Source organism: Ruegeria sp. AJ12 (assembly GCF_056536245.1).
Genome location: NZ_JBQFJJ010000001.1, coordinates 3,709,463 through 3,735,364 on the forward strand (window position 1 = coordinate 3,709,463; position 25,902 = coordinate 3,735,364).

The window sequence follows — 25,902 nt, forward strand, 5'->3', positions numbered from 1 at the left end:
TTTCCCTCCTTAGCGACGACCGCCACCAGCACCACGAGGTGCAGGGCCGTCCTGGAGTTCCTGTGCTTTACGGTCACGTGCCTGCGGATCGTGCTCCATGATCTCACCTTTGAAGATCCAGACCTTGATCCCGATGATCCCGTAAGGGGTCATCGCTTCGGCATGTGCGTAATCGATGTCGGCACGCAGGGTGTGCAGAGGCACGCGGCCTTCGCGGTACCACTCGGTCCGTGCGATTTCGGCGCCGCCCAGACGACCAGCAACGTTCACCCGGATACCCAGGGCGCCCATGCGCATGGCGTTCTGAACCGAGCGCTTCATTGCGCGACGGAACGAAACACGACGCTCCAGCTGCTGAGCGATGGACTCGGCAACCAGCTGCGCGTCAAGCTCGGGCTTGCGTACTTCGACAATGTTCAGGTGCAGTTCGCTGTCTGTCATGCGAGCAAGCTTTTTGCGCAGAACTTCGATGTCTGCACCTTTCTTGCCGATGATGACACCGGGACGTGCTGTGTGGATCGTGACGCGGCACTTCTTGTGCGGACGTTCAATGATCACACGGGCAACACCGGCCTGCTTGCACTCTTTGTTGATGAACTCACGGATCTTGAGGTCTTCCAGCAGAAGATCACCGTAGTCCTTGGTGTCGGCGTACCAGCGGCTGTCCCAGGTGCGGTTGACCTGCAGGCGCATGCCGATCGGATTTACTTTATGACCCATTAGGCTTGCTCCTCAACTTGACGCACCTTGATGGTGATCTCCGAGAACGGCTTCATGATCTTGCCGAAACGGCCACGGGCACGCGGACGGCCGCGCTTCATGACCAGGTTTTTACCAACCCATGCTTCGGCGACGATCAGCTCATCAACGTCCAGGTTGTGGTTGTTTTCGGCATTCGCGATTGCGGACTGCAGGCACTTCTTGACGTCCTGCGCGACACGCTTGTTCGAGAAAGTCAGGTCGGTCAGAGCCTTCTCAACTTTCTTGCCGCGGATCATTTGCGCAACCAGGTTCAGTTTCTGCGGGCTGGTGCGAAGCATGCGGGTTTTCGCCATTGCTTCGTTTTCAGCCACGCGGCGGGGGTTCTTTTCCTTGCCCATGACTTACTTCCGCTTCGCTTTTTTGTCTGCGGCGTGGCCATAATAGGTGCGGGTTGGCGAGTATTCACCGAACTTCTGACCAATCATGTCTTCCGAGACGTTGACGGGGATGTGCTTCTGGCCGTTGTACACACCAAAGGTCAAACCCACGAACTGGGGCAGAATGGTGGAACGACGCGACCAAATTTTGATGACTTCGTTGCGGCCCGACTCGCGCGCTGCTTCGGCTTTTTTCAGCACGTAAGCATCGACGAAAGGACCCTTCCAAACAGAGCGAGACATAGATTAACGTCCCTTCTTCTTGGCGTGCCGCGAGCGGATGATCAGCTTCTGGGACGCTTTGTTCTTGTTGCGGGTACGCTTACCCTTGGTGTCCTTACCCCACGGAGTAACCGGCGTACGGCCACCCGAGGTACGACCTTCACCACCACCGTGCGGGTGGTCGATCGGGTTCATTGCAACACCACGAACCGACGGACGAACGCCCTTGTGGCGCATACGACCGGCTTTACCGAGGTTTTGGTTGCTGTTGTCGGGGTTGGACACGGCACCAACGGTGGCCATGCATTCCTGACGGACCATGCGCAGCTCGCCCGAGCTCAGACGGATCTGAGCGTAGCCGCCATCGCGACCAACGAACTGGGCGTAAGTACCGGCCGCACGTGCGATCTGACCGCCTTTGCCAGGCTTCATCTCGATGTTGTGGACGATGGTACCGATGGGCATGCCCGAGAACGGCATTGCGTTGCCCGGCTTGATGTCGGCCTTGGCGGATGCCACGACTTTGTCACCAACAGCCAGACGCTGCGGAGCCAGGATATAGGCCTGCTCGCCGTCTTCGTATTTTACCAGTGCGATGAATGCGGTCCGGTTCGGGTCATATTCGATCCGCTCGACGGTTGCCGTGACATCCATTTTGTTCCGTTTAAAGTCAACGATCCGGTAGAGACGCTTTGCGCCACCGCCGCGGCGGCGTGAAGTGATCCGTCCGGTGTTGTTCCGGCCGCCCGATTTGGTCAAACCCTCAGTGAGAGACTTGACCGGACGTCCTTTCCAAAGCTCCGAACGGTCGATCAGCACCAGCCCGCGCTGGCCCGGCGTCGTCGGCTTGTACGACTTGAGTGCCATGCTTTCTGTCTTCCGTTTAGCAAGTGCGGGGATTTCCCCGCTATGTGATAGGCCCCCGTAGGTGCCAAGGGTATAGGGCCCCGAAGGTCCCCGGTTACAAATATCAGAGGCCCCGGAACGAATCCGAGGCCGCAAGATTGGGAGCGTGTAACAGGGTTGGGGGTGGGTGTCTATAGGTGAACTGATAGATCACCCACTATCCAACACTAAGAATACAAAGCCTGCGGAATAGGGTTTGGAACATTAACGCTCGAGAGATCAGCCAGAAGCGACTTCGCGTTACCAACACGCAAATCTGTAGCCTTTTCCGGCTTACGTTGCGCTGTTTCACTCCAAGGGTCAGGATATCCCTCGTAGGCCAAGAAAACAGCAGTAGCAGCCAATTCCAGTTCAATTGAATCAGCCTTTGATGCAATAGTCGCGAGAGAACTCCGAGCGTCAGTACCTTCTAATTCTGGGGCCTCGTCGACCGTGTAAGTTGAATAGGTGCCTCCCCAAGCTGCGTTGTCTTGACGTTCATGCAAACTACCCAAGAGAGCACCAAACTTAGCAGAGGAAGCAAGTTGCTCGCTAAAAGGACCATAATGTTTATAAGAAAAGCGAAAGCTGTCATCGAGGCCAGTCGCAGCAAGCAAGTATGCTATTTTCTGAAGACGAGTACGGCCTACGATCTTGCCACCCGCATCCTGAATGATCTTCGCCACTTCTTGGATCTTAACATCGGACATCAGTTGATCTCCCCTTCAATGATATCTTGAATGACTTTTTGGGCTTCTTGGTCGGACTCATCATAATATGCGCGGTTAAGCTTATAGACTCTGAGAGAGTCCACAATCTCAGAACGCTGGATAATATCAATCAACTCGCCACCGTCTGTGCGAACATTGATTTGCTCGGTCTGTCCATTGCCACCGCTCGGTTTATACGGCTTTCGCTCAGCAACATCATTGATGATGCGCGGAGCGGCCCCGTTTTGCTTTTCTTGCCACTGTTGTAGCTTTAGGTACACAGAAGCGCAACATTTATCAATTTTGTCTACATCTTGATCAGCACCGGAGTTGTAGGGATCACATCTATGAGCAACCTCTGCCCGGATATCGAAACACTTGTAAAGTTTACGATTCAGCAGTCTTTCAGAAAACTTAGAAAGAACAGGGTCATCCGCTTCGCGCAAAAGATGAAGGGCACCCCAAACAACCGTATCATCCAAAGTCAAGGCTGTATCCACACTCTCAGGATCATAAGCAAACTTAACCAACGGATGGTTCGTAGGTAAGCCTGTCTTAGCGAGCGAACCGTCATTCACCAACTGCACCACACGAACCAGAATTTCTGCAAATAGCTTCTCTGCACCTCGAGTAGTCTTATGAAAATAAATTGTCGGGTATAGTTGGAACAGCCCCATTACGTAAGCTTCCGCTGCCTGTATGGCCTTCGGGCCAATGACAAAAATTGGCATGGAACCAAGCTTTGTATCATCGATGCCCGTCGGAACATCAGCAATGTCTAGATTTGCAAGCAGCCAAGTCAGATCAATAGCCGAATGCTTGCTGCCGGTCATAAGTCGGTCTCGCTGCATATAATCCAAGCGATCTGCGTCAAATTGGCTGGAAACGACGGAATTATGAAGGGTGATTTGCCCTTCTTTCTTTATCATATTGGCGACATTCGATGCGAAACCCGACATTATCTCGGTATTCAAGATTTCTGCAATCTCGCCATTTCGAATAAGTTCATCACTCATCACTTCATGATCAGCCAACTTTAGATCAAGACGCTTTCCAACAGTCTCAAATGCATGACTGAACGGCCCATGCCCAACATCATGCACTAGCGCAGCAGCAAGCGCGATACCCTCCCGCGTTTGGTTGTACGGTGCCTTTTTACGAACGATTTTCATCAGCTCACGAGCAGTATGAAAAACGCCAACGCTATGTGCAAATCGAGTGTGAGTTGCGCCAGGGTAAACGAGTTCAGAAAAGCCAAGTTGCTTAACCCTACGCAGCATTTGAAACGGCTGGCTTTGAAGGAGCCGCCAAACTACCCTTTCGAGCTCCTCACTTGTATCAAATTCGATCAGATCATGTACCGGATCTCTGACTCTTTGAATCGGGTCTTTCACGTTTCTAGTCGCCAATTTGTTCTCTTTTTGTTCTATACACTTTTCACTTAAAGTCAAGCCTACAAGCTCATCAAACATTCACAATCCTAAGTTGTGCGACAAACTGATCCACACTCAGCATCGGAATAGCAAAAAAAGCCCCCGCTTTCGCGGGGGCCTTTATCTCTCTCCAAAGACAGGTTCGATCAGAGACCGGTGCTCACGTCGATGGTGTTACCCTCTTCCAGGGTCACATATGCTTTCTTGACGTCTTTCCGACGGCCCAGCTGACCGCGGAACCGCTTGACCTTGCCTTTGGTCACGGTGGTGTTCACCGCTTTGACCTTCACACCAAACAGCGCCTCAACGGCCTCTTTGATCTGCGGCTTGTTGCTGTCGATCGCCACTTCAAAGACAACCGCGCCATTCTCAGAGGCCATGGTCGACTTTTCGGTGATGATCGGCTTGCGGATCACGTCGTAGTGTTCTGCCTTCGCGCTCATTTCAGACGAGCCTCCAGTGCTTCGACAGCCGCTTTGGTGAGCACCAGAGTGTCACGCTTGAGGATGTCATAGACGTTTGCGCCCATCGACGGCAGGATATCCAGACCTTCGATGTTCTTGGACGCTTTCAGGAACCCTTCGTTCACGGTCGCGCCGTCGATGACCAGAGCGCGTTTCCAGCCCAGGTTTGCAACCTGTTTGGCCAGAGCGGCGGTCTTGCCTTCGGCTTCGGCATTCTCGATCACAACCAGTTCACCTGCCTTGGCTTTCGCCGACAGAGCATGGCGCAGGCCAAGCTTGCGGAACTTCTTGGGCAGGTCGTGGCCGTGCGAGCGCACGACGGGGCCTTTGTAGATACCACCACCACGGAAGATCGGCGCGTTACGGTCACCATGGCGTGCGCCACCGGTGCCCTTCTGGCGATAGATCTTCTTGGTCGAGTAGCTGGTCTCGCGGCGGGTCTTGACCTTGTGGGTGCCGGCCTGCGCGTTGTTGCGCTGCCAACGGACCACTCGGTGCAGGATGTCCGCGCGCGGCTCGAGACCGAACAGGTCCGCATCCAGCTCGATGTTGCCGGCTTTTTTGCCGTCCAGTTTGATTACATCAAGTTTCATGCTTCACCACCTTCCGCGGGCGCTTCTTCCGCAGGTGCTTCGGTTGTTTCAGACACAGCCGATTTCACAGCAGCCGGGAAAGGCAGGCCTTCCGGTGCTTTCTTCTTCACGGCGTCCTTGACGGTGACCCAGCCCGATTTCGGCCCGGGAACGGCGCCTTTGATGAAGACCAGGTTCCGGTCGGCGTCGGTTTTGACAACTTCCAGGTTCTGGGTGGTGACACGGGCAGCACCCATGTGACCGGCCATCTTCTTGCCTTTGAAAACCTTGCCCGGGTCCTGACACTGACCAGTCGAACCGTGCGAACGGTGGCTGATCGAAACACCGTGCGAGGCGCGTAGACCACCAAAGTTCCAACGCTTCATCGCACCGGCAAAGCCTTTACCGATCGAGGTGCCCGAAACGTCAACTTTCTGACCTTCCAGGAAGTGTTCTGCCGAAATCTCGGCACCCACATCAATCAGGCCATCTTCGGAGACGCGGAACTCGGCCAGTTTACGCTTGGGCTCGACCTTTGCAGCGGCGTAGTGACCGCGCATGGCCTTCGAGGTGCGTTTTGCCTTGGCGGCACCGGCGCCCAGCTGAACGGCGGTGTAGCCATCTTTGTCAGCGGTACGCTGTGCAACGACCTGCAGGTTGTCCAGGTGAAGAACGGTCACAGGGATCTGCTTTCCGTCTTCCATGAACAGGCGGGTCATGCCAACTTTTTTTGCGATAATACCAGAGCGCATGAATAATACCCTCCGATCTTACGACTGCAGCTTGATCTCGACGTCCACACCAGCAGCGAGGTCGAGCTTCATCAGCGCGTCAACGGTCTGGGGGGTCGGATCAACGATGTCCAAGAGACGCTTGTGCGTGCGGATCTCGAACTGGTCGCGGGATTTCTTGTCAACGTGAGGGCCACGGAGAACCGTGAACTTCTCGATCTTGTTCGGCAGCGGGATCGGGCCGCGCACGTTCGCGCCGGTCCGCTTGGCAGTGTTGACGATCTCTTGCGTGCTGGCATCCAGAACGCGATAGTCAAATGCCTTCAGCCGAATACGGATGTTTTGGCTTTGCATATTAACAGCCTTTTATCAGGCGTTGAGGTTGAGAGGAGGACAAGCGCGCATCGCCAACCCTCTTCGAACCCAAAAGGCGGGAATCACCCCGCCTTGACGTTCTTGTTGAGAACTCGCGCGTAGTAGTGGGGTTGGAGGGGTTTGGCAAGGGGGAATCCTTGCTCTGCAAACGGAATCATCGCGCGTTAAAGTTGCTTTTGGTATTGGGATTTCTCCATATGGATTATACCAACCGTCGACTAACGTCATTCGAAGGAAACAATATGAAACACCTATTAGGTGCCTCCATTCTAATCATCGTAGCTTGTCGCGCGGTTTTAGCTGGCGAAACCGACTATGAGAGCCTGACTCACAAGATCGCCAAGATGTCTTTGACATCACAGCCGCAGGCAGCCGGACGAAAGAAAACCCAGCAAATCTCCTTTCCACAGAAATGTATATTTTTGATCGCCACGGAAACTTCAGATCAAAACGGTATCTTGCATCAGGGAACCTATTTGAAAACTCCGATTGCAGACCTCCGCATCCTGAGAGCGGATGACCATTACGTTGTATTTAGTGGTGGGGGTGACAATGCCGAAAACTACTCGATTGCGATCATGGAAACCTACAACAACGATGAAGCTCTTCAGCCTGCTGGCCAGCTCATTCGGGAGACAGCCATCGAATGCAATGAAACGCATTGCACGAGTGATTTGGGTAGCTCGCACGCCGAACACTACAATTCAGCAGATAACAATTCACCTCTGATAGAAGCGCTGGAAGAATTGGTTGATATTTGTAAATAGCCAAAGGTCTTCACACAAACAAAAAAGGCCGCCCCGAGGGAGCGGCCTTCTTTAGTTCAACGGTGTGGGCTCTCATTGCTCTTTCAGAGCAACTGCCGCCCACCAGTCGGCAGAGCCGACTTACTCGATGATTTTCGACACAACGCCGGCGCCGACGGCGCGGCCGCCATCGCGGGTAGCGAAACGCAGGCCGTCTTCCATCGCGATTGGGGCGATCAGTTCGACGCTGAAACCAACGTTGTCGCCGAGCATGACCATCTCGGTGCCTTCGATAAGAGTTGCTGTGCCTTTAGTCGCCTGACGACTGGACCGGCGCATATCGGGGCGCAACAACCTTATCGTAGAACACGAAAAACAACGGCGTCAGCACCATCGATAGTGCAACGACGATGATCAGGGTGTTTGCCAGGTCTGCGCTCAGCACATGCGTTGCGACTGAAAAGGACAGCAGAACAAAACCAAATTCCCCGGCCTGCGCCATGCCAAGCGCAAACAGCCAATTACTCGCACCCTTCACGCCAAAAAGGCGACCGAGAATAAGCAGAACCACAGCCTTGATGAGCATCACGCCAAGGGTCAAGGCAACCACCAGACCCAGGTGATCGAACATCAGCCCGAAATTCACCGAGGCGCCGACGCTCACGAAGAACAGACCCAGAAACAAACCTTTGAAGGGCGTGATTTCCTTTTCGAGGGCAGGCCGGTATTCGCTGTTGGCCAGCACGACACCAGCAATGAATGCCCCGAGCGCCGGTGTCAGGCCAACGACCATCATCAACACGGCAACGCCCACGACAATGGTCAGGGCCATCGCTGTAAGCAACTCAGGCAGTTTCGCGGACTCGACATATCGGAACACCGGCCCGGTCAGATAAGAGCCGCCGACGATGACCAGTATGATGGAACTCAGGGTCACGAATGCTCTCAGCCACTCGGGCAATGCCTGAACAAGGTTCAGAGATAATCCGGGGCTTGTCGTCGGTCCGTGGCTCACGGTACTGACGCCCGTCGCCGCGACATCAGGCATCGCCAGCAGCGGGAGAAGCGCCAGAATGGGGATCACTGCAATATCCTGCATGAGCAGGACAGAAAAACTCGACTGCCCGCCGCTGCCCATCAGCAAACCCTTCTCGTGCAATGTCTGAAGCACGATTGCCGTGGAAGACAGGGAAAATATCACTCCAATTGTCAGCCCCGCCTGCCATGGCTGGCCAAGTGCTGTCGCCAAACCCATGATGGCAAGGGTCGTGCAAATCAGTTGCAGGCCGCCTAAGCCCAGAAGCCTGTGCCGCAGGTCCCAGAGTTTTTTTGGTGCCAGTTCCAGGCCGATGAGAAACAGCATCATGACGACGCCAAACTCGGCAAACTGCTCCATGCTCCCAACATCAACATTCAGCGCGGCCAGTGCAGGACCCAGGACCATGCCTGCAATCAGGAACCCCAGAACGGAACCAAGCCCAAGCCAGACGGCGACCGGGACAATGGCAATACCCGTTCCCAGCAGGACAAAGGACAGAAGAAGATAATTTTCCATAGAAATTCAAAAAAATCGCTTGTAAGTTTTGGTACACAATCGCCACATCAGCGGGCTGGGTTAAGCAACTCGATACGATACCAGCCTCTCGTGCCGGGGTCGAGGCAACCGGTCACCAACCATTTCTTTGTTTGTCTTGGCCAGACGGTTCAGAAACAAGGGACTCGGTTTCCAATTCAACCGCAAATCAAACCCATGCAGATGTTGATAAGAGCTACCGGCACCTTTTTATCCATCGGTCCAAGGTAAAAAGGCGTCCCGAAGGACGCCTTTTCAATACTTATCCGGCCTGTGTCACTCGATGATTTTCGAGACGACGCCTGCGCCGACGGTGCGACCGCCTTCGCGGATGGCGAAGCGCAGGCCGTCTTCCATCGCGATCGGCGCGATCAACTCGACGCTGAAACCGACATTGTCACCGGGCATGACCATCTCGGTGCCTTCGGCCAGGGTCACGGTGCCGGTCACGTCCGTGGTCCGGAAGTAGAACTGCGGACGGTAGTTCGCGAAGAACGGGGTGTGACGACCGCCCTCTTCCTTGGTCAGGATATAGGCTTCGGCCTCGAACTTGGTGTGCGGGGTCACCGAGCCCGGCTTACACAGAACCTGGCCACGCTCAACGCCGTCACGGTCGATGCCGCGCAGCAGGGCGCCGATGTTGTCGCCCGCTTCGCCGCGATCCAGCAGCTTGCGGAACATCTCGACACCGGTGCAGGTGGTTTTCTGGGTGTCGCGGATGCCGACGATTTCGATCTCGTCGCCCACATTGATCACGCCACGCTCGACACGACCGGTCACAACGGTGCCACGGCCCGAGATCGAGAACACGTCTTCCACCGGCATCAGGAACGGCTTGTCGACTTCGCGCTCCGGCGTGTCGATGTAGTCGTCAACCGCCTGCATCAGTTCCTTGATCTTCTCTTCGCCGATTTCCGGGTTGTTGCCTTCCATCGCGGCCAGAGCCGAGCCTGCGATGATCGGAACATCGTCGCCGGGGTACTCATACGAAGACAGCAGCTCGCGGATTTCCATTTCCACCAGTTCCAGCAGCTCTTCGTCGTCGACCTGGTCGACCTTGTTCATGAACACAACCATCTTCGGGATGCCAACCTGGCGGCCCAGCAGGATGTGCTCACGCGTCTGCGGCATCGGGCCGTCAGCGGCGTTCACAACCAGGATCGCGCCGTCCATCTGCGCGGCACCGGTGATCATGTTCTTGACGTAGTCAGCGTGGCCGGGGCAGTCGACATGCGCATAGTGGCGCGCGTCGGTCTCGTATTCCACGTGGGCGGTCGAGATGGTGATCCCGCGCGCTTTCTCTTCCGGCGCGCCGTCAATCTGGTCATACGCCTTGAAGTCACCGAAATACTTGGTGATCGCTGCGGTCAGCGTCGTCTTACCATGGTCAACATGCCCAATCGTGCCGATGTTGACGTGCGGTTTTGTACGCTCAAACTTTTCCTTTGCCATGATGGCCTCCTTTTTCGGTAATGAAGGGAGCCCGCCGAGCGCGCACCCTCAAATCTTCGCCTATGCGTATTTCGCCTGGATCTCGTCCGAGATGTTCTGCGGAACCGGATCGTAGTGGTCGAACTGCATGGTGAACTGGGCACGCCCCGACGACATCGAACGCAGCGTATTGATGTAGCCAAACATGTTGGCCAGTGGAACAAACGCGTCGATCGCGATGGCGTTTCCGCGCGGCTCTTGTCCAGACACCTGCCCCCGACGCGAGGTCAGGTCGCCGATGATGCCGCCGGTATATTCTTCCGGCGTGATCACTTCGACCTTCATGATCGGTTCCAGCAGCTTCGCGCCAGCTTTGCGCATACCTTCCCGCATGCACATACGGGCCGCGATTTCGAACGCCAGAACGCTCGAGTCAACGTCGTGGAACTTACCGTCGATCAGCGCAACCTTGAAATCGATCACGGGGAAGCCGGCCAGCGGGCCGCTATCCATGACCGAGTTGATGCCTTTTTCAACACCCGGGATATACTCCTTGGGCACGGCACCACCAACGATGCGGGACTCAAAGGAATACCCTTCGCCCGGCTCGGTCGGCGAGATGATCATCTTCACCTCGGCGAACTGACCCGAACCACCCGACTGTTTCTTGTGGGTGTAGGTATGCTCGACCTCGTGACCGATGGTTTCACGATAGGCCACCTGCGGCGCACCGATGTTGGCCTCGACCTTGAACTCGCGCTTCAGACGATCCACCAGAATGTCCAGGTGCAGTTCGCCCATACCCTTCATGATGGTTTGACCCGATTCCATATCGGTTTCCACGCGGAAGGACGGGTCTTCGGCGGCCAGACGGGCCAGACCCTGGGACATCTTCTCCTGGTCGCCCTTGGTTTTGGGCTCGACCGCGATCTCGATCACCGGATCGGGGAAGGTCATGGTTTCCAGAACCACCGGATCCTTCGCGTCACACAGGGTGTCACCGGTTGTCGTGTCTTTCAGACCCGCCAGCGCGATGATGTCGCCCGCAAACGCTTCTTCGATCTCTTCCCGGTTGTTCGAGTGCATCATCATCATACGACCGATGCGCTCTTTCTTGCCTTTGGTCGAGTTCAGGATCGAGTCGCCCTTCTGCATGGTACCCGAGTAGATACGGGTGAAGGTCAGCGAGCCAACGAAGGGGTCATTCATAATTTTGAACGCCAGACCCGAGAAGGCCATGTTGTCGTCGGCACGACGGGCGATGTCACGAACTTCTTCTTCGTCGCCGGGTTTGAAGCCCATGTAATCAACAACGTCCAGCGGGCTGGGCAGATAGTCGATCACAGCGTTGAGCAGCGGCTGAACGCCTTTGTTCTTGAACGCAGACCCACCCAGAACCGGAACAAACGCGATTTCCAGAGTCCCTTTGCGCAGCAGGGCGCGCAGGGTCGGAACGTCGGGCTCATTGCCTTCCAGGTATTCCATCATCGCGTCGTCGTCCATTTCGACAGCCGCTTCGATCATCTTGCCGCGCCATTCGTCAGCCATGTCCTTCAGGCCGTTGCGGATCGGGGCTTTGATCCAGCTTGCGCCCAGATCTTCGCCCTGCCACAGCCACTCTTCCATGGTCACCAGGTCGATCAGGCCTTCCAACTCGGACTCGGCGCCGATCGGAATACCAACCGGAACAGCGCGTGCGCCGGTGCGGTCTTCGATCATGCGAACGCAGTTGAAGAAGTCCGCGCCGATCTTGTCCATCTTGTTGACGAACACCATACGCGGAACCTTGTAGCGGTCAGCCTGCCGCCACACGGTTTCGGTCTGGGGCTCAACGCCGGCGTTTGCGTCCAGAACGCAGACGGCACCGTCGAGAACCGCCAGCGAGCGTTCGACTTCGATGGTGAAGTCAACGTGGCCGGGGGTGTCGATGATGTTCAGGCGGTGCTTGGGGGTATCGGCGGTCTGACCGTCCTCGGTGCGTTCCCAGAACGTGGTGGTCGCAGCCGAAGTGATGGTGATGCCGCGTTCCTGCTCCTGCTCCATCCAGTCCATGGTGGCTGCACCGTCGTGCACCTCACCGATGTTGTGGGATTTGCCGGTGTAATACAGGATACGCTCCGAGCAGGTGGTCTTGCCTGCATCGATATGCGCCATGATACCGAAGTTACGGTACAGTTCGAGAGGATATTCGCGTGACATTTGTCTAAGCCTCTAGGATTACCAACGGTAATGGCTGAAGGCTTTGTTCGCCTCGGCCATCTTGTGGGTGTCTTCGCGCTTCTTCACAGCGGTACCGCGGGACTGTACAGCGTCCAGCAGTTCGCCGGCGAGGCGTTCTTCCATGGTGTTTTCGTTGCGGCCGCGCGCAGCAGTGATCAGCCAGCGGATGGCCAGTGCTTCGCGGCGCTCGGGGCGCACTTCGACCGGAACCTGATAGGTTGCACCACCAACCCGGCGCGAGCGAACCTCGACCGACGGTTTGATGTTGTCGAGCGCTTCGTGGAACACTTCGACAGGAGCGCGCTTGATCTTGGTCTCAACGCGGTCAAACGCGTTGTAGACGATGCGCTCTGCGACCGACTTCTTGCCGTCGATCATCAGGTTGTTCATGAATTTGGTCAGTACCTTGTCGCCAAATTTGGCGTCAGGCAGGACTTCGCGTTTTTCGGCGGCGTGACGACGTGACATATCAGCCTCTCCTTCTTACTTGGGACGCTTCGCGCCGTATTTCGAACGACGCTGCTTACGGTCTTTGACGCCCTGAGTATCCAGAACACCGCGCAGGATGTGGTAACGCACACCGGGAAGGTCTTTCACACGGCCGCCACGGATCAGAACAACCGAGTGTTCCTGCAGGTTGTGGCTTTCACCGGGGATGTACGAGATGACCTCGAACCCGTTGGTCAGGCGCACCTTGGCAACCTTCCGCATCGCCGAGTTCGGCTTTTTCGGTGTGGTGGTATACACGCGGGTGCAGACGCCGCGTTTCTGCGGGCACTGCTCCAGGTGCATGGACTTCGAGCGTTTTACTTTGGGCTGCCGCGGTTTGCGGATCAGCTGTTGAATAGTTGGCATTCCGGTTCTTTCCCCGTTTTGCAACACACATGACATGCACGCGCGCTGCGTGCGGTTAAATTCGCTGCACTCATGCGTCCACAAGCGCAAAATCCGCGAGCGTTCCCATTCCGAGGTGAACGTCGCGGTTGGTTATCAGAGGACGCGAACGGCAAAATTGTCCGGGTCTTGACCAGTTCATTACTGAAATCGGTTATGGGGCGGCCCCCGGTACCGAGATGTCGCGCGTAATAGGGGGAGTCGGGCCGAGTGTCAACAGCACACCCTGCACATGTTCGAGCCGTCTGGGAGCACACTGTTATCCAGTTAAATCCAAAGTCATAGAGACACTGCCGCATTGCAGGCAACCGAGGGCACCGGCATAGTGATCCCGGAGTTCTACAACGGTTGAATCATGCAAGTCATCGGCCTATGCCGCTTTTCCTACCCGGCCCTTGGCAGTTTCCAAGTCATACACGACACCGTGGAACAGCGACGGCGACACCTCTACCAACCTGACCGGCTTGAGGAACGGTTCCGCCTTTTTGAGTCCTCCACCCTGCCCTGCTTTCGGGAACAGACAGATGGCGATTTTCAGCTAATTGTGGCGATCGGGGATTGCCTCCCCAAGGAGGCATTCGACCGATTGCACGACCTGACCGGGGGAATGAAACAAGTCCAGATCGTGCAGCGCCCGTCTGATACCAGTCTGAAGCACAGGCAGGTGATGAAGAACATTCTGAACGCGGCGCGGACGAGCCCCGATCAGCCGTGCCTGCAGTTTCGTCATGACGACGACGACGCAGTGTCCGTTGATTTCATTGAGCGGTTGCGCAGCGCCGCGGGAGAAAACAAGATCTTGTTGGAGCGCAACCGCACGGTGGGAATCGACTTCAACAGAGGGTTCTTCGCCCGGATGACCGCCGGTGGAATTCTGGCGACCGAAGTGTACAAGCATCTTCTGGGCGTAGGTCTCGGTATGTACATTTCCGGCGGCTGCAAGCAAACCATCATCAGCTTCACCCACCACAGGATCGGGCGGTTCATGCCGGTTGTCAGCTATCCGGATGCACCCATGTGGGTCAGAACCCTGAGCAACTTCAATGACGCCCCCGGAGCCCGCGAAAACAAGAAGGAGCTGTCGCCGCTCACTCCAGAGCAGGAAGGCGAATTCATTGCGCGCTTTGCCATTGATCAAAACACCGTAAGGCAGGTTCACTCGACCGTGTGACGCGCCCGTTCGCGGAACAAGGTGAACATTCCCGCTGCAACAACAAGCGCGGCACCCAGTAGCGTCACACCGTCCGGCCACTCATCGAAAACACCCCAGCCCAGGCCCAACGCCCAGATCAGGCTCGAGTACCGGAACGGGGCGACAAACCCGACGTCGCCGACACGCATGACCATAACGCTGAACAGGTAGCCCATCAGGACAAACACCGCTGCCGATGCCACCAAGGTGCCAGTACCGGTCGTAAGTGGCACCCATCCCTCGAATACCGAGGCGATGGCCGCCGCGAACGCGATAGAAATGGAAGTCGCCAGGGTGACGACCAATGAAGGGACATCCGGTGACATGCGCCGGGTAATCAGGTCGCGGATGGTAACGCACAATACCGCCACGAGGGCATAGGCCGAAAACACACTGAACCCTTCGGGCCCGGGCCGTACGATCAGCAACATGCCCGCAAAACCCATGGCGATGGCCAGAATACGGCGCCAACCTATGTACTCGGAAAAGAACAAGGCGGCCCCCAAGGTCACGGTCAGGGGCAGTGCCTGAAGCACGGCTGTCACATTCGCCAGCGGCATGTTCTTCAGCGCTGTGAGAAAAAAGAAGGTCGCCGACAACTCAGCCAGACACCGCACGGCAACCAACCATTTGTCATGGCGCGAGAAATTCAGATGCAAAGCGCCAAGTGACCGGGCCAACAGGTAGACGAGAAAGGCGGCCAGACACCCGCGCATCGCAACAAGCTGGAACAAGGGCATCTCCTGCAGGGCGACCTTCACCAGCGTATCATTTAGGGTGAACGCCGCCATGCTGCCCATCATCAGCAAGGCGCCCTTAACGTTTGGTGTCATGGCAATTCGAACCAGCCTAAATCAACCGGCACATTGGCCCAGCGAGCGGACACGTTGTCAACTGCCGTACGGCCGTCAGTGGCCAGATTCACCCAGATTCATCCACCGGGATCGTGATCCCCCTGATTACCGACCGCGCCAATCAGTCTGGGCAACCTTCGGGCTTAAAACTCAAAACTATAAGCAAACTCGACTTCGACTTCGTTATACCCGCTCAACCCAATGCCGTCGTAGAGAACACTGGTTGTCCAGCGTCCGCCGTTTTTCGTCAAAAGGTCCGTCCCGGCAGAAAGAGAAGCGACAACATCACCAACGCTCTCGATTTCCAGATCATTGCCCAGAACAAGGCCATCTCCGGGGCGTTCTGCGTACCAATCGACGCCTGCGCCAAAGAACGGAAGCCACTGTACTCCGTTCGATCCGGCAATCGGGTCGACCCACACGTCGACGGCCACTCTTGCAATAAGGGTCTCGGCGTCGTTGCTGGCGACGTTGAATGCGGTGACGCCATCTGTGTATTGATGGTCTGGCATGTCGTCACGTGCGTAAAAGACGCCCAGTTTAGGAAATATCGAAAGGTTGCCTCTGTCTATGCGCCTGGTGAGGTTCGCATCGACAAAGAAACGATCCGCATCAAAAGAAGACCCAAAGGTTCCGATCCTGTTGGTGACTTCCCGATTGGCGTATCCGAGCCAAACATCCACCAACGTGGAATTGTCCGGTCGCCACCCGAGATAGGGACCCACAAAATAGCTGTTTATGTCGGTAGAAACTGTGGTGTTGAAGGAGTTCGAATTGGCGGCCTCCAGTCCGGCTGCAAAACCAATCTGCAAGACGTCGTCTCTCCACATATCCATGCCGAAAATCAGTTGAGCGCTTGAGTCACTTCCATCGCGTGAATACTGATCGTTGTTGGCATAGGAAAAAGTCGTATCAAACCAGGCAAAACTTTCTTCGTTGGTTGAAGAACTTGTCAATTCCTCTGCACCATACGGTCCAAGCGATCGTCTGCTCAAACGTTCGGTAATTGACCAATGTCCCAATAGCGTCGGGGAGAAACCGATGATCGCGCTTTCGGTTATGGTTTGTCCGCCGCCGGCGCCCCCTCCGCCGGCCCCACCGCCCGGAACAGGTGGCAGTGTTTGGTTAGGGCGTGCCAATTGATTGGTTGTCGCAATCGCGCAACCAGTGCTGTCACCCGAAATCTCCAACAGTGTATGGGCTCCGGCAGGTCCTACTGCGACAAACGGAGAGGCCGAGATATGCAAACCGGCACCGGTCCATGTGTCGACACGAGTTGACGATGCTGTAGCGTCCAATGCGAATGCCGAACCTGCTGTCGTCCGGGACAACCAAAGTGATTGGCTTCCATCTTCTGTCGTGCTCAGCGAATACAGATTTCCTAGGCTTGCGCAGGGGCTGGCTTGGGCTTGCACATTCTGCGGCAGAAACCCGACGCAAGCAGCACAACTCAACGCCAACCCAATTCGCAAAGAACCCCTTGAAGAAGCATTAAACTCAATCATTGGAATCCATCCCAAGAATTATTCCAATAATCGCATGGATTTGACGATGGGTCCACTTAAGCTTGTTCTAGAGTTCCTTTACGCAACCTTGGGCGGCAAAAATTTGCTGCAGTGTTTTTTGAAGCGCATTTTCGAACCAAACGAAAAAGGCCCCGCGCGATCGCAGGGCCTTTTCCAATTCTTTGTGACGAGACTTACTCGCGGCTTTCCGGGGTTTCCACCAGAACGTCAAGCTCGTCACCGACCAGATCATCTTCCATCACCGGCGCGGCCAGCGCGGCGGCGGCTTCGGCCTCTTCCCGGCGCGCTTCGATCACCACATTGTCGCGGCTCTGCGCGATGTGACGGACGCTTTGCGTGGCCCCACCGGTACCGGCGGGGATCAGGCGACCGACGATGACGTTCTCTTTCAGGCCGACCAGCTTGTCTTTCTTGCCCTGAACCGAAGCTTCGGTCAGCACACGCGTGGTTTCCTGGAACGACGCCGCCGAGATGAACGAACGCGTCTGCAGCGAGGCCTTGGTGATCCCCAAGAGGATCGGCTCGCCCTGCGCCGGACGACCGCCACGAGAAATCGTTTTCTCGTTGGCCGCGTCGAACTCTTGCTTGTCGACATGCTCGCCTTTCAGCAGGGTGGTGTCGCCTGAATCCAGGATCTCCCACTTCTGCAGCATCTGGCGCACGATGACCTCGATGTGCTTGTCGTTGATCTTAACGCCCTGCAGACGATAGACGTCCTGCACCTCGTCGATCATGTAATCCGCCAGCGCCTCGACACCCATGATGGACAGGATGTCATGCGGAGCCGGGTTACCGTCCATCAGGTATTCACCCTTCTGGATGAAGTCCCCTTCGGCGACCGGGATGTGCTTGCCCTTGGGCACCATGTACTCGATGGTCTCCATGGACTCGTCAGCCGGTTCGATGCTGATGCGGCGCTTGTTCTTGTAGTCGCGGCCAAAGCGCACGTAACCATCGGCTTCAGCGATGATCGCGTGATCTTTCGGACGACGGGCTTCGAACAGTTCGGCCACTCGCGGCAGACCACCGGTGATGTCCTTGGTCTTGGCACCTTCACGCGGGATACGCGCTACAACGTCACCGGCTTCGATGGTCTGGCCGTCTTCGACCGACAGGATCGCATCCACCGACATCGGATAGTGAACCGGGTTGCCCGCATCGTTGCGGACCGGCTCGCCATCTTCGCCGACCAGAATGATCTCGGGCTTGAGGTCGCTGCCTTTGGGGGCCGCGCGCCAGTCGATCACGATCTTCTGGGTCATGCCGGTTGCATCGTCGGTCTCGTCGCGGACGGCGAGGCCCGAAACCAGATCAACGTATTTCGCAGTACCGGCTTTCTCGGCGATGATCGGCAGGGTGTAGGGATCCCACTCGAACAGCTTGTCGCCACGCGCCACCGATGCGCCATCCTTGACGAACAGCTTGGAGCCGTAGCCCAGCTTGTGGCTGGCACGCTCTTCGCCATGTTCGTCCTTGATCACCAGCTTCATGTTCCGGCCCATGACCAGGCTTTCGCCTGCGGCATTGGCCAGGATCTGCGGGTTCTCGAAGGAAACGACACCGTCCTGGCTAGCTTCCTGGAACGACTGCTGACCACCTTGCGCAACACCGCCGATGTGGAATGTCCGCATCGTCAGCTGCGTACCGGGTTCACCGATGGACTGGGCGGCGATGATGCCGACAGCTTCGCCTGTGTTCACCATGGTACCGCGTGCAAGGTCACGACCGTAGCAGGTGGCACAAACGCCTTCCTCGGACTCACAGGTCAGAGGCGAGCGGATGCGCATCGAGGCAACACCCGCCTCATCGATCGTGTCGGCCATACGTTCGTCGATCAGCTGACCAGCGGCCACGATCACCTCGTCCGTACCCGGACGCAGAACGTCATCGGCAGAGACACGGCCCAGCACCCGCTCGGCCAGCGAGGCGACAACCTCACCGTCGTTCACGGCGGCTTCGGCGGTGATCGCACGCTCGGTGCCGCAGTCGATCTCACGCACGATGCAGTCCTGTGCGACGTCCACCAGACGACGGGTCAGGTAGCCTGAGTTCGCCGTCTTAAGCGCGGTATCCGACAGACCCTTACGGGCACCGTGGGTCGAGTTGAAGTACTCAAGAACGGTCAGACCTTCCTTGAAGTTCGAGATGATCGGCGTCTCGATGATATCACCGTTCGGCTTGGCCATCAGACCACGCATACCGCCCAGCTGCTTCATCTGAGTGACCGAGCCACGCGCACCCGAGTGGGCCATCATGTAGACCGAGTTCGGCTCCTGCTCGGATCCGTCCTCTGCCCGATCCGATGCAGAGATTGTGCTCATCATCGCCTCGGTGACGCGGTCGTTACACTTCGACCAGGCATCGACAACTTTGTTGTACTTTTCGCCCTGAGTGATCAGGCCGTCCATGTACTGCTGTTCAAAGTCCTTCACCTGATTGCGGGTGTCATCCACGATGCCCCACTTGTCGCCCGGGATGACCATGTCGTCCTTGCCGAACGAGATGCCTGCCTTGAACGCTTCTTTGAAGCCCATCGACATGATCTGATCACAGAAAATAACCGACTCTTTCTGACCGCAGTAGCGGTAGACGGTGTCGATCACCTGCTGCACTTCTTTCTTCCGCAACAGACGGTTGACCAGCTCAAACGGCGCCTTGTTGTTCATCGGCAGCAACGCACCCAGACGCAGACGGCCCGGCGTGGTCTCAAAACGCTTCTGAACTTCGTTGCCTTCGTCGTCGATCTGCGTGATTCGGGCGGTGATCTTGGTGTGCAGATGCACCTCACCCGCGTCCAGCGCGTGCTGAACTTCTTCGATCGACCCAAAGACCTTGCCTTCGCCCGGCATGCCTTCGCGTTCCAGGGTCACGTAGTAGAGACCCAGGATCATATCCTGCGACGGAACGATGATCGGCGCGCCGTTAGCAGGCGACAGAACGTTGTTCGTCGACATCATCAGAACACGCGCTTCCAGCTGGGCCTCAAGGCTCAGCGGGACGTGAACAGCCATCTGGTCACCGTCGAAGTCGGCGTTAAAAGCCGAGCAGACCAGCGGGTGCAGCTGGATGGCTTTGCCTTCGATAAGGACCGGCTCGAACGCCTGAATGCCAAGACGGTGCAGCGTCGGTGCACGGTTCAGCATGACAGGGTGTTCGCGGATCACCTCGTCGAGGATATCCCACACTTCGGGACGCTCTTTCTCGACCAGTTTCTTCGCCTGTTTCACGGTCGAAGACAGACCCTTGGCTTCAAGGCGCGAGTAGATGAACGGCTTGAACAGCTCCAGCGCCATCTTCTTGGGCAGACCACACTGGTGCAGCTTGAGTTCCGGACCGGTCACAATGACCGAACGACCCGAGAAGTCGACGCGCTTACCCAAAAGGTTCTGACGGAAGCGACCCTGTTTCCCCTTCAGCATGTCCGACAGCGATTTCAGCGGACGCTTGTTGGCGCCGGTGATCACGCGGCCACGGCGGCCGTTGTCGAACAGAGCGTCAACGGATTCCTGCAGCATCCGCTTTTCGTTGCGGACGATGATATCAGGTGCGCGCAGCTCGATCAGACGCTTCAGACGGTTGTTCCGGTTGATGACGCGGCGATACAGATCGTTCAGATCCGAGGTCGCGAAACGGCCACCATCCAGCGGAACCAGCGGACGCAGTTCCGGCGGAATGACCGGGATCACGGTCATCACCATCCACTCGGGCCGGTTGCCCGACTCGAGGAAGGATTCAACAACCTTCAGGCGCTTGATGATCTTCTTGGGCTTCAGTTCGCCGGTTGCTTCGGCCAGATCAGCGCGCAGCTGCTCGGCCTCGGCTTCCAGATCGATCTGGGCCAGCATCTCACGGATGGCTTCGGCACCGATATTGGCGGTGAACGCGTCCATGCCATAGGCATCCTGCGCATCCATGTACTCTTCTTCGGTCAGCATCTGGCCGTAGGTCAGGTCGGTCAGACCGGGCTCGATGACGACATAGTTTTCAAAGTACAGAACGCGTTCCAGATCGCGCAGCGTCATGTCCAGCATCAGACCGATGCGGGACGGCAGCGATTTCAGGAACCAGATATGCGCAACGGGCGCGGCCAATTCGATGTGGCCCATACGCTCACGGCGGACTTTTTGCAGGGTGACTTCCACACCGCATTTCTCGCAGACAACGCCGCGATACTTCATCCGCTTATATTTGCCGCAGAGACACTCGTAGTCTTTGATCGGGCCAAAGATCCGCGCACAGAACAGACCGTCACGCTCGGGCTTGAACGTCCGGTAGTTGATGGTTTCGGGTTTCTTGATCTCGCCATAGGACCAAGACAGGATCCGCTCGGGCGACGCCAACGAGACCTTAATCTCGTCGAAAACCTTCGGGGGCGTCAGCGGGTTAAACGGGTTGTTGGTGATTTCCTGGTTCATCAGGTATCCTTTCCAGATTCCGGGCAACGGAAGGTAAAAATTCTAGTCGACGAGCCACCGTTGGGCATCGATCCGATGAGAAACACAGATTCGTTCAACACCACCTCTTCATGAGCGTCTTCACCGAGCAATCCGCATTGTCGCGCAGCAGCCCACTGAATACTTTCAGAGTTGGATGGTATCTTGTTTGTATATGTTGTTTCCATCAGCACTAATTGATGTGTGTCGCCGTGAGGGGCTTCGGTATTTTCCCGAAGCTCTTCAACAGCGATCAAGCTCTCATGTGCAGTCCCACAAGCTGCGAAGGCTCCAAAAGCCAAAAGAGCTATGAAGGACCGCATAAAGCTCACTCATCGACCTCCGCATCCAGAAGTTCCATATTCAGGCCGAGGCCACGGACTTCTTTCACCAGAACGTTGAACGATTCCGGTACGCCCGCTTCAAAGTTATCCTCGCCCTTGACGATCGACTCATAGACCTTGGTCCGGCCGGCGACGTCATCCGATTTCACGGTGAGCATCTCCTGCAGGGTGTAGGCGGCGCCGTAAGCTTCCAGAGCCCAGACTTCCATCTCACCAAAGCGCTGACCACCGAACTGCGCCTTACCACCCAGCGGCTGCTGGGTCACCAGGCTGTACGGCCCGGTCGAACGCGCGTGGATCTTGTCGTCCACCAGGTGGTGCAGTTTCAGCAGGTACTTGATGCCCACGGTCACCGGACGTGCGAATTGCTCACCAGTACGACCGTCGAACAGAACCGACTGGCCGCTTTCCGAGAAGCCCGCACGCACCAGCGCGTCGTTGACGTCAGCCTCTTTGGCACCGTCGAAGACCGGGGTTGCGATCGGAACACCGCGGGTCACGTTGCCCGCAGCCTCGATCAGGCCATCCTCGTCCAGACCGGTGATGCCTTCTTCATAGACATTCTCGCCATAGGCCAGCTTCATCGCTTCGCGCACCGGGGTCAGATCGCCAGAGCGGCGGTATTCACCCAGAGCCTCGTCGATGTTCAGACCCAGACCGCGCGCGGCCCAACCCATGTGGGTTTCGAGGATCTGACCAACGTTCATACGCGACGGCACACCCAGCGGGTTCAGACAGAAGTCAACCGGCGTACCATCAGCCAGGAACGGCATGTCTTCCATCGGAACAACCTTGGAGATCACACCTTTGTTCCCGTGACGACCGGCCATCTTGTCGCCCGGCTGCAGCTTGCGCTTCACGGCGATGAAGACTTTGACCATCTTCATCACACCCGGCGGCAGGTCGTCGCCACGGCGGACTTTCTCGACCTTGTCTTCAAAACGGGCGTCCAGAGCGCGCTTTTGCACTTCGTACTGCTCGTTCAGAGCCTCAACGATCTGTGCGTCCTGCTCGCCTTCCAGTGCCAGCTGCCACCACTGACCACGGGTCAGGGTTTCCAGCAGGTCCTCGGTGATCACCGATCCTGCCTTGACGCCTTTCGGGCCTTTGACAGCGGTTTTACCCAGGATCAGACCCTGCAGACGCGCATAGATGTTGCGGTCAAGGATCGCCAGCTCGTCGTCCCGGTCGCGGGCCAGACGTTCGACTTCCTCACGCTCGATCTGCAGCGCACGCTCGTCTTTTTCGACGCCGTGACGGTTGAAGACGCGGACCTCTACGACCGTACCGTAATCGCCCGGCTTCACGCGCAGCGAGGTGTCGCGCACGTCAGATGCTTTTTCACCAAAGATGGCGCGCAGCAGCTTTTCTTCCGGGGTCATCGGGCTTTCGCCCTTCGGAGTGATCTTGCCGACCAGAATATCGCCCGGCTCAACATCCGCACCGATGTAAACGATGCCCGCCTCGTCGAGGTTGCGCAGCGCTTCTTCACCGACGTTCGGGATGTCGCGGGTGATCTCTTCCGGGCCCAACTTGGTGTCACGGGCGGCAACTTCGAATTCCTCGATATGGACCGAGGTAAAGACGTCATCACGCGCGATACGTTCCGAGATCAGGATCGAGTCTTCGTAGTTGTAACCGTTCCACGGCATGAACGCGACGACCACGTTCTTACCAAGGGCCAGTTCACCCATATCGGTCGACGGACCGTCAGCGATGACCTCGCCCTTCTGGACGGTGTCACCCACCTTGATCAGCGGACGCTGGTTGATGCAGGTGTTCTGGTTCGAACGCTGGAATTTGCGCAGACGATAGATGTCAACGCCAGCATCGCCCAGTTCCAGATCTTCGGTGGCGCGGATAACAATACGCTGGGCATCGACTTGGTCGATGATACCGGCGCGTTTCGCCTGAATCGCAGCGCCTGAGTCGATCGCAACCTTTTCCTCGATTCCGGTACCGACCAGCGGTGCCTCGGCCCGCAGAAGCGGAACCGCCTGACGTTGCATGTTCGAGCCCATCAGAGCGCGGTTTGCGTCGTCATTTTCAAGGAACGGGATCAGCGATGCAGCGACCGAGACCAGCTGTTTCGGCGACACGTCGATCAGGTCGACGCTCTCGACCGGCGCAAGAGTGTAGTCCCCGGCCTGACGGGTGTTGACCATCTCGTTCTTGAACTTGCCTTTTTCGTCCAGTGTCGCGTTTGCCTGCGCCACGGTGTGCCGCATTTCCTCGGTCGCGGACATGTAGTGGACCTCATCCGTCACCTCCGCGTCTTTGACAACGCGATACGGTGTTTCGATGAAGCCATACTTGTTCACGCGGGCAAAGGTGGCCAGCGAGTTGATCAGACCGATGTTCGGACCTTCCGGTGTTTCAATCGGGCACATCCGGCCATAGTGGGTCGGGTGCACGTCGCGCACCTCAAAGCCCGCACGCTCACGTGTCAGACCACCGGGGCCAAGCGCCGAGAGACGGCGTTTATGGGTGACTTCCGACAGCGGGTTGGTCTGGTCCATGAACTGCGACAGCTGCGACGAGCCGAAGAATTCTCGAACCGCAGCGGCCGCCGGTTTCGCGTTGATCAGATCCTGAGGCATGACGGTGTCGATTTCGACCGACGACATACGCTCTTTGATCGCACGCTCCATGCGCAGCAGGCCAACGCGGTACTGGTTCTCCATCAGTTCGCCCACAGAGCGCACACGACGGTTGCCGAGGTGGTCGATATCGTCCACGTCGCCCGTACCATCGCGCAACTCCACCAGCGCCTTGATGCAGGCCACGATGTCTTCGCGGCGCAAAGTGCGCGTGGTGTCCGGTGCGTCCAGCGCCAGACGCATGTTCATTTTCACACGGCCAACAGCGGACAGGTCATAGCGTTCGCTGTCAAAGAACAGCGTGTCGAACAGGGCCGAAGCGGCCTCGACGGTGGGCGGCTCGCCCGGGCGCATGACACGGTAGATGTCCATGAGCGCGCTTTCGCGGTTCATGTTCTTGTCCTGCGCCATGGTGTTGCGCATGTAGGGGCCGACATTGACGTTGTCTATGTCCAGAACCGGAATGTCGGTGATGCCCGCGTCGATCAACTCCTTGGCGGTACCGCCGATCAGATCGCCGTCCTTGTCGTATTCCAGCGTCAGCTCGTCCCCGGCCTCGACATAGATCGCACCGGTTTCTTCGTTGATGATATCCTTGGCGACGTATTTGCCAACGATGTGATCGAATGGAACCAGCAGGTTGGTGACCTTGCCTTCGTCGATCAGTTTCTTGACCGCGCGCGGGGTCACTTTCTTGCCGGCTTCGGCAATCACTTCACCGGATTTGGCGTCAACCAGATCAAAGGTCGGACGGGTACCACGCACACGCTCGGGGAAGAACAGCGTGACCCACCCCTTCTTCTTGTCCAGCTTGTAGGACACGGTGTTGTAATACGCGTCCATGATCGCTTCCTGATCCAGACCCAGCGCATACAGCAGGGTTGTCACAGGCAATTTGCGGCGACGGTCGATCCGAGCAAATACGATGTCTTTGGCGTCGAACTCAAAGTCCAGCCAGCTGCCGCGATACGGGATGATGCGGCAGGCAAACAACAGCTTGCCCGAGGAATGGGTTTTGCCTTTGTCATGGTCAAAGAACACACCGGGCGAGCGGTGCATCTGGGACACGATCACACGCTCGGTGCCGTTCACAATGAACGTCCCGTTCGGCGTCATCAGGGGCATATCGCCCATGAACACGTCCTGTTCCTTGATGTCCTTGACCGACTTCGCGCCGGTATCTTCATCGACATCAAACACGATGAGACGCAGAGTGACTTTCAGCGGCGCGCTGTAGGTCATGTCGCGCTGCATGCACTCTTCAACGTCGTACTTGGGTTTTTCCAGATCGTATTTCACGAACTCCAGAACAGAGGTTTCGTTGAAATCCTTGATCGGGAAAACCGATTGGAACACGCCTTTGATGCCTTCGCCATCCGTGGGCTGTTCAGCATCGCCGGAGCGCAGGAAAAGATCATAAGAAGATTTCTGTACCTCAATGAGGTTCGGCATTTCCAGCACTTCGCGGATTTTGCCGTAATATTTCCGAAGACGTTTCTGGCCAAGGAACGATTGAGCCATGTCAGATGTCACCTTTCGATGTTCTCAGCGGGCAAAG

The 25,902-nt window shown here is 56.9% G+C and carries 22 protein-coding genes and 1 pseudogene; 2 read left to right on the forward strand and 21 right to left on the reverse strand.

Annotated features, from left to right (window positions below):
- Positions 1-9: 9 nt before the first annotated feature.
- From rpsC to rpsJ, 10 genes are all read right to left on the reverse strand, one after another.
- Positions 10-720: a 30S ribosomal protein S3 gene (rpsC, locus tag ACR3E0_RS18540; RefSeq protein WP_008758042.1), complete on the reverse strand. Its 711-nt coding sequence runs from the start codon at positions 718-720 to the stop codon at positions 10-12.
- Complete coding sequence (rplV, locus tag ACR3E0_RS18545) at positions 720-1,100, reverse strand: 50S ribosomal protein L22 (protein WP_039538267.1); 381 nt, start codon at positions 1,098-1,100, stop codon at positions 720-722. Before rplV ends, rpsC begins: the two co-directional genes overlap by 1 nt.
- A gap of 3 nt (positions 1,101-1,103) precedes the next feature.
- Positions 1,104-1,382: a 30S ribosomal protein S19 gene (gene rpsS, locus ACR3E0_RS18550; protein WP_005980699.1), complete on the reverse strand. Its 279-nt coding sequence runs from the start codon at positions 1,380-1,382 to the stop codon at positions 1,104-1,106.
- Positions 1,383-1,385: 3 nt separating this feature from the next.
- Complete coding sequence (gene rplB / locus ACR3E0_RS18555; protein WP_480480350.1) at positions 1,386-2,228, reverse strand: 50S ribosomal protein L2; 843 nt, start codon at positions 2,226-2,228, stop codon at positions 1,386-1,388.
- 206 nt (positions 2,229-2,434) lie between these two features.
- A complete protein-coding gene (locus ACR3E0_RS18560) occupies positions 2,435-2,956 on the reverse strand; it encodes a hypothetical protein (protein WP_480480352.1) in 522 nt (173 codons plus the stop codon).
- A complete protein-coding gene (locus tag ACR3E0_RS18565; protein ID WP_480480354.1) occupies positions 2,956-4,428 on the reverse strand; it encodes an HD domain-containing protein in 1,473 nt (490 codons plus the stop codon). The genes ACR3E0_RS18560 and ACR3E0_RS18565 overlap by 1 nt, the downstream gene beginning before the upstream one ends.
- 107 nt (positions 4,429-4,535) lie before the next feature.
- Positions 4,536-4,832, reverse strand: a complete 297-nt coding sequence (locus ACR3E0_RS18570) for a 50S ribosomal protein L23 (RefSeq protein WP_008757532.1) — start codon at positions 4,830-4,832, stop codon at positions 4,536-4,538.
- The gene (gene rplD, locus ACR3E0_RS18575; protein ID WP_480480356.1) at positions 4,829-5,446 is read right to left on the reverse strand and encodes a 50S ribosomal protein L4; all 618 of its coding nucleotides are present in this window, start codon (positions 5,444-5,446) and stop codon (positions 4,829-4,831) included. Before rplD ends, ACR3E0_RS18570 begins: the two co-directional genes overlap by 4 nt.
- Positions 5,443-6,177 carry a 50S ribosomal protein L3 gene (rplC, locus tag ACR3E0_RS18580; protein ID WP_480480358.1) on the reverse strand — a complete coding sequence of 245 codons (735 nt, stop codon included), beginning with the start codon at positions 6,175-6,177 and terminating at the stop codon, positions 5,443-5,445. The genes rplD and rplC overlap by 4 nt, the downstream gene beginning before the upstream one ends.
- Positions 6,178-6,195: 18 nt before the next feature.
- Positions 6,196-6,510 carry a 30S ribosomal protein S10 gene (gene rpsJ, locus ACR3E0_RS18585; RefSeq protein ID WP_008756422.1) on the reverse strand — a complete coding sequence of 105 codons (315 nt, stop codon included), beginning with the start codon at positions 6,508-6,510 and terminating at the stop codon, positions 6,196-6,198.
- Positions 6,511-6,773: 263 nt separating this feature from the next.
- Between rpsJ and ACR3E0_RS18590 the strand changes: the two genes are divergently transcribed.
- Complete coding sequence (locus tag ACR3E0_RS18590) at positions 6,774-7,298, forward strand: hypothetical protein (protein WP_480480360.1); 525 nt, start codon at positions 6,774-6,776, stop codon at positions 7,296-7,298.
- Between the two features lie 120 nt (positions 7,299-7,418).
- Here the strand turns inward: ACR3E0_RS18590 and ACR3E0_RS18595 are convergent.
- The 6 genes and pseudogenes from ACR3E0_RS18595 to rpsL form a co-directional block, all read right to left on the reverse strand.
- Positions 7,419-7,586: pseudogene (locus ACR3E0_RS18595) on the reverse strand (EF-Tu C-terminal domain-related protein); the annotation flags it as partial.
- A gap of 1 nt (position 7,587) precedes the next feature.
- Complete coding sequence (locus ACR3E0_RS18600; protein ID WP_480480362.1) at positions 7,588-8,832, reverse strand: cation:proton antiporter domain-containing protein; 1,245 nt, start codon at positions 8,830-8,832, stop codon at positions 7,588-7,590.
- Positions 8,833-9,126: 294 nt separating this feature from the next.
- Positions 9,127-10,302, reverse strand: coding sequence for an elongation factor Tu (tuf, locus tag ACR3E0_RS18605; RefSeq protein ID WP_480477048.1), 1,176 nt, complete (start codon positions 10,300-10,302; stop codon positions 9,127-9,129).
- Positions 10,303-10,362: 60 nt separating this feature from the next.
- Complete coding sequence (gene fusA, locus ACR3E0_RS18610; RefSeq protein ID WP_480480364.1) at positions 10,363-12,480, reverse strand: elongation factor G; 2,118 nt, start codon at positions 12,478-12,480, stop codon at positions 10,363-10,365.
- Positions 12,481-12,498: 18 nt separating this feature from the next.
- The gene (gene rpsG, locus ACR3E0_RS18615) at positions 12,499-12,969 is read right to left on the reverse strand and encodes a 30S ribosomal protein S7 (RefSeq protein ID WP_170446863.1); all 471 of its coding nucleotides are present in this window, start codon (positions 12,967-12,969) and stop codon (positions 12,499-12,501) included.
- A 15-nt stretch (positions 12,970-12,984) separates the two neighbouring features.
- Positions 12,985-13,356, reverse strand: coding sequence for a 30S ribosomal protein S12 (gene rpsL / locus ACR3E0_RS18620; protein WP_005621086.1), 372 nt, complete (start codon positions 13,354-13,356; stop codon positions 12,985-12,987).
- A 394-nt stretch (positions 13,357-13,750) separates the two neighbouring features.
- Between rpsL and ACR3E0_RS18625 the strand changes: the two genes are divergently transcribed.
- The gene (locus ACR3E0_RS18625; RefSeq protein WP_480480367.1) at positions 13,751-14,566 is read left to right on the forward strand and encodes a putative rhamnosyl transferase; all 816 of its coding nucleotides are present in this window, start codon (positions 13,751-13,753) and stop codon (positions 14,564-14,566) included.
- Here ACR3E0_RS18625 and ACR3E0_RS18630 read toward each other — a convergent pair.
- The 5 genes from ACR3E0_RS18630 to rpoB form a co-directional block, all read right to left on the reverse strand.
- Positions 14,551-15,420 (reverse strand): DMT family transporter, encoded by an 870-nt coding sequence (locus tag ACR3E0_RS18630; RefSeq protein ID WP_480480369.1) that lies wholly within the window; start codon positions 15,418-15,420, stop codon positions 14,551-14,553. The genes ACR3E0_RS18625 and ACR3E0_RS18630 overlap by 16 nt on opposite strands.
- Positions 15,421-15,584: 164 nt before the next feature.
- A complete protein-coding gene (locus tag ACR3E0_RS18635) occupies positions 15,585-16,946 on the reverse strand; it encodes an autotransporter outer membrane beta-barrel domain-containing protein (RefSeq protein WP_480480371.1) in 1,362 nt (453 codons plus the stop codon).
- 194 nt (positions 16,947-17,140) lie between these two features.
- Positions 17,141-21,382 carry a DNA-directed RNA polymerase subunit beta' gene (gene rpoC / locus ACR3E0_RS18640; protein WP_480480373.1) on the reverse strand — a complete coding sequence of 1,414 codons (4,242 nt, stop codon included), beginning with the start codon at positions 21,380-21,382 and terminating at the stop codon, positions 17,141-17,143.
- A complete protein-coding gene (locus ACR3E0_RS18645) occupies positions 21,382-21,732 on the reverse strand; it encodes a hypothetical protein (protein ID WP_480480375.1) in 351 nt (116 codons plus the stop codon). Before ACR3E0_RS18645 ends, rpoC begins: the two co-directional genes overlap by 1 nt.
- Positions 21,729-25,865 carry a DNA-directed RNA polymerase subunit beta gene (gene rpoB / locus ACR3E0_RS18650; RefSeq protein WP_480480377.1) on the reverse strand — a complete coding sequence of 1,379 codons (4,137 nt, stop codon included), beginning with the start codon at positions 25,863-25,865 and terminating at the stop codon, positions 21,729-21,731. The genes ACR3E0_RS18645 and rpoB overlap by 4 nt, the downstream gene beginning before the upstream one ends.
- Between the last annotated feature and the right edge of the window lie 37 nt (positions 25,866-25,902).

Bases quoted from the DNA above. Each gene is read 5' to 3' on its own strand.
- rplB (WP_480480350.1), bottom strand. From the start codon at position 2,228: ATGGCACTCAAGTCGTACAAGCCGACGACGCCGGGCCAGCGCGGGCTG.
- rplD (WP_480480356.1), bottom strand. From the start codon at position 5,446: ATGAAACTTGATGTAATCAAACTGGACGGCAAAAAAGCCGGCAACATC.
- ACR3E0_RS18600 (WP_480480362.1), bottom strand. From the start codon at position 8,832: ATGGAAAATTATCTTCTTCTGTCCTTTGTCCTGCTGGGAACGGGTATT.
- rpsS (WP_005980699.1), bottom strand. From the start codon at position 1,382: ATGTCTCGCTCTGTTTGGAAGGGTCCTTTCGTCGATGCTTACGTGCTG.
- tuf (WP_480477048.1), bottom strand. From the start codon at position 10,302: ATGGCAAAGGAAAAGTTTGAGCGTACAAAACCGCACGTCAACATCGGC.
- rpsG (WP_170446863.1), bottom strand. From the start codon at position 12,969: ATGTCACGTCGTCACGCCGCCGAAAAACGCGAAGTCCTGCCTGACGCC.
- ACR3E0_RS18625 (WP_480480367.1), top strand. From the start codon at position 13,751: ATGCAAGTCATCGGCCTATGCCGCTTTTCCTACCCGGCCCTTGGCAGT.
- rpsJ (WP_008756422.1), bottom strand. From the start codon at position 6,510: ATGCAAAGCCAAAACATCCGTATTCGGCTGAAGGCATTTGACTATCGC.
- ACR3E0_RS18560 (WP_480480352.1), bottom strand. From the start codon at position 2,956: ATGTCCGATGTTAAGATCCAAGAAGTGGCGAAGATCATTCAGGATGCG.
- ACR3E0_RS18590 (WP_480480360.1), top strand. From the start codon at position 6,774: ATGAAACACCTATTAGGTGCCTCCATTCTAATCATCGTAGCTTGTCGC.
- rplV (WP_039538267.1), bottom strand. From the start codon at position 1,100: ATGGGCAAGGAAAAGAACCCCCGCCGCGTGGCTGAAAACGAAGCAATG.
- rplC (WP_480480358.1), bottom strand. From the start codon at position 6,177: ATGCGCTCTGGTATTATCGCAAAAAAAGTTGGCATGACCCGCCTGTTC.
- ACR3E0_RS18630 (WP_480480369.1), bottom strand. From the start codon at position 15,420: ATGACACCAAACGTTAAGGGCGCCTTGCTGATGATGGGCAGCATGGCG.
- rpoC (WP_480480373.1), bottom strand. From the start codon at position 21,382: ATGAACCAGGAAATCACCAACAACCCGTTTAACCCGCTGACGCCCCCG.
- rpoB (WP_480480377.1), bottom strand. From the start codon at position 25,865: ATGGCTCAATCGTTCCTTGGCCAGAAACGTCTTCGGAAATATTACGGC.
- ACR3E0_RS18565 (WP_480480354.1), bottom strand. From the start codon at position 4,428: ATGTTTGATGAGCTTGTAGGCTTGACTTTAAGTGAAAAGTGTATAGAA.
- rpsC (WP_008758042.1), bottom strand. From the start codon at position 720: ATGGGTCATAAAGTAAATCCGATCGGCATGCGCCTGCAGGTCAACCGC.
- fusA (WP_480480364.1), bottom strand. From the start codon at position 12,480: ATGTCACGCGAATATCCTCTCGAACTGTACCGTAACTTCGGTATCATG.
- ACR3E0_RS18635 (WP_480480371.1), bottom strand. From the start codon at position 16,946: ATGATTGAGTTTAATGCTTCTTCAAGGGGTTCTTTGCGAATTGGGTTG.
- rpsL (WP_005621086.1), bottom strand. From the start codon at position 13,356: ATGCCAACTATTCAACAGCTGATCCGCAAACCGCGGCAGCCCAAAGTA.
- ACR3E0_RS18570 (WP_008757532.1), bottom strand. From the start codon at position 4,832: ATGAGCGCGAAGGCAGAACACTACGACGTGATCCGCAAGCCGATCATC.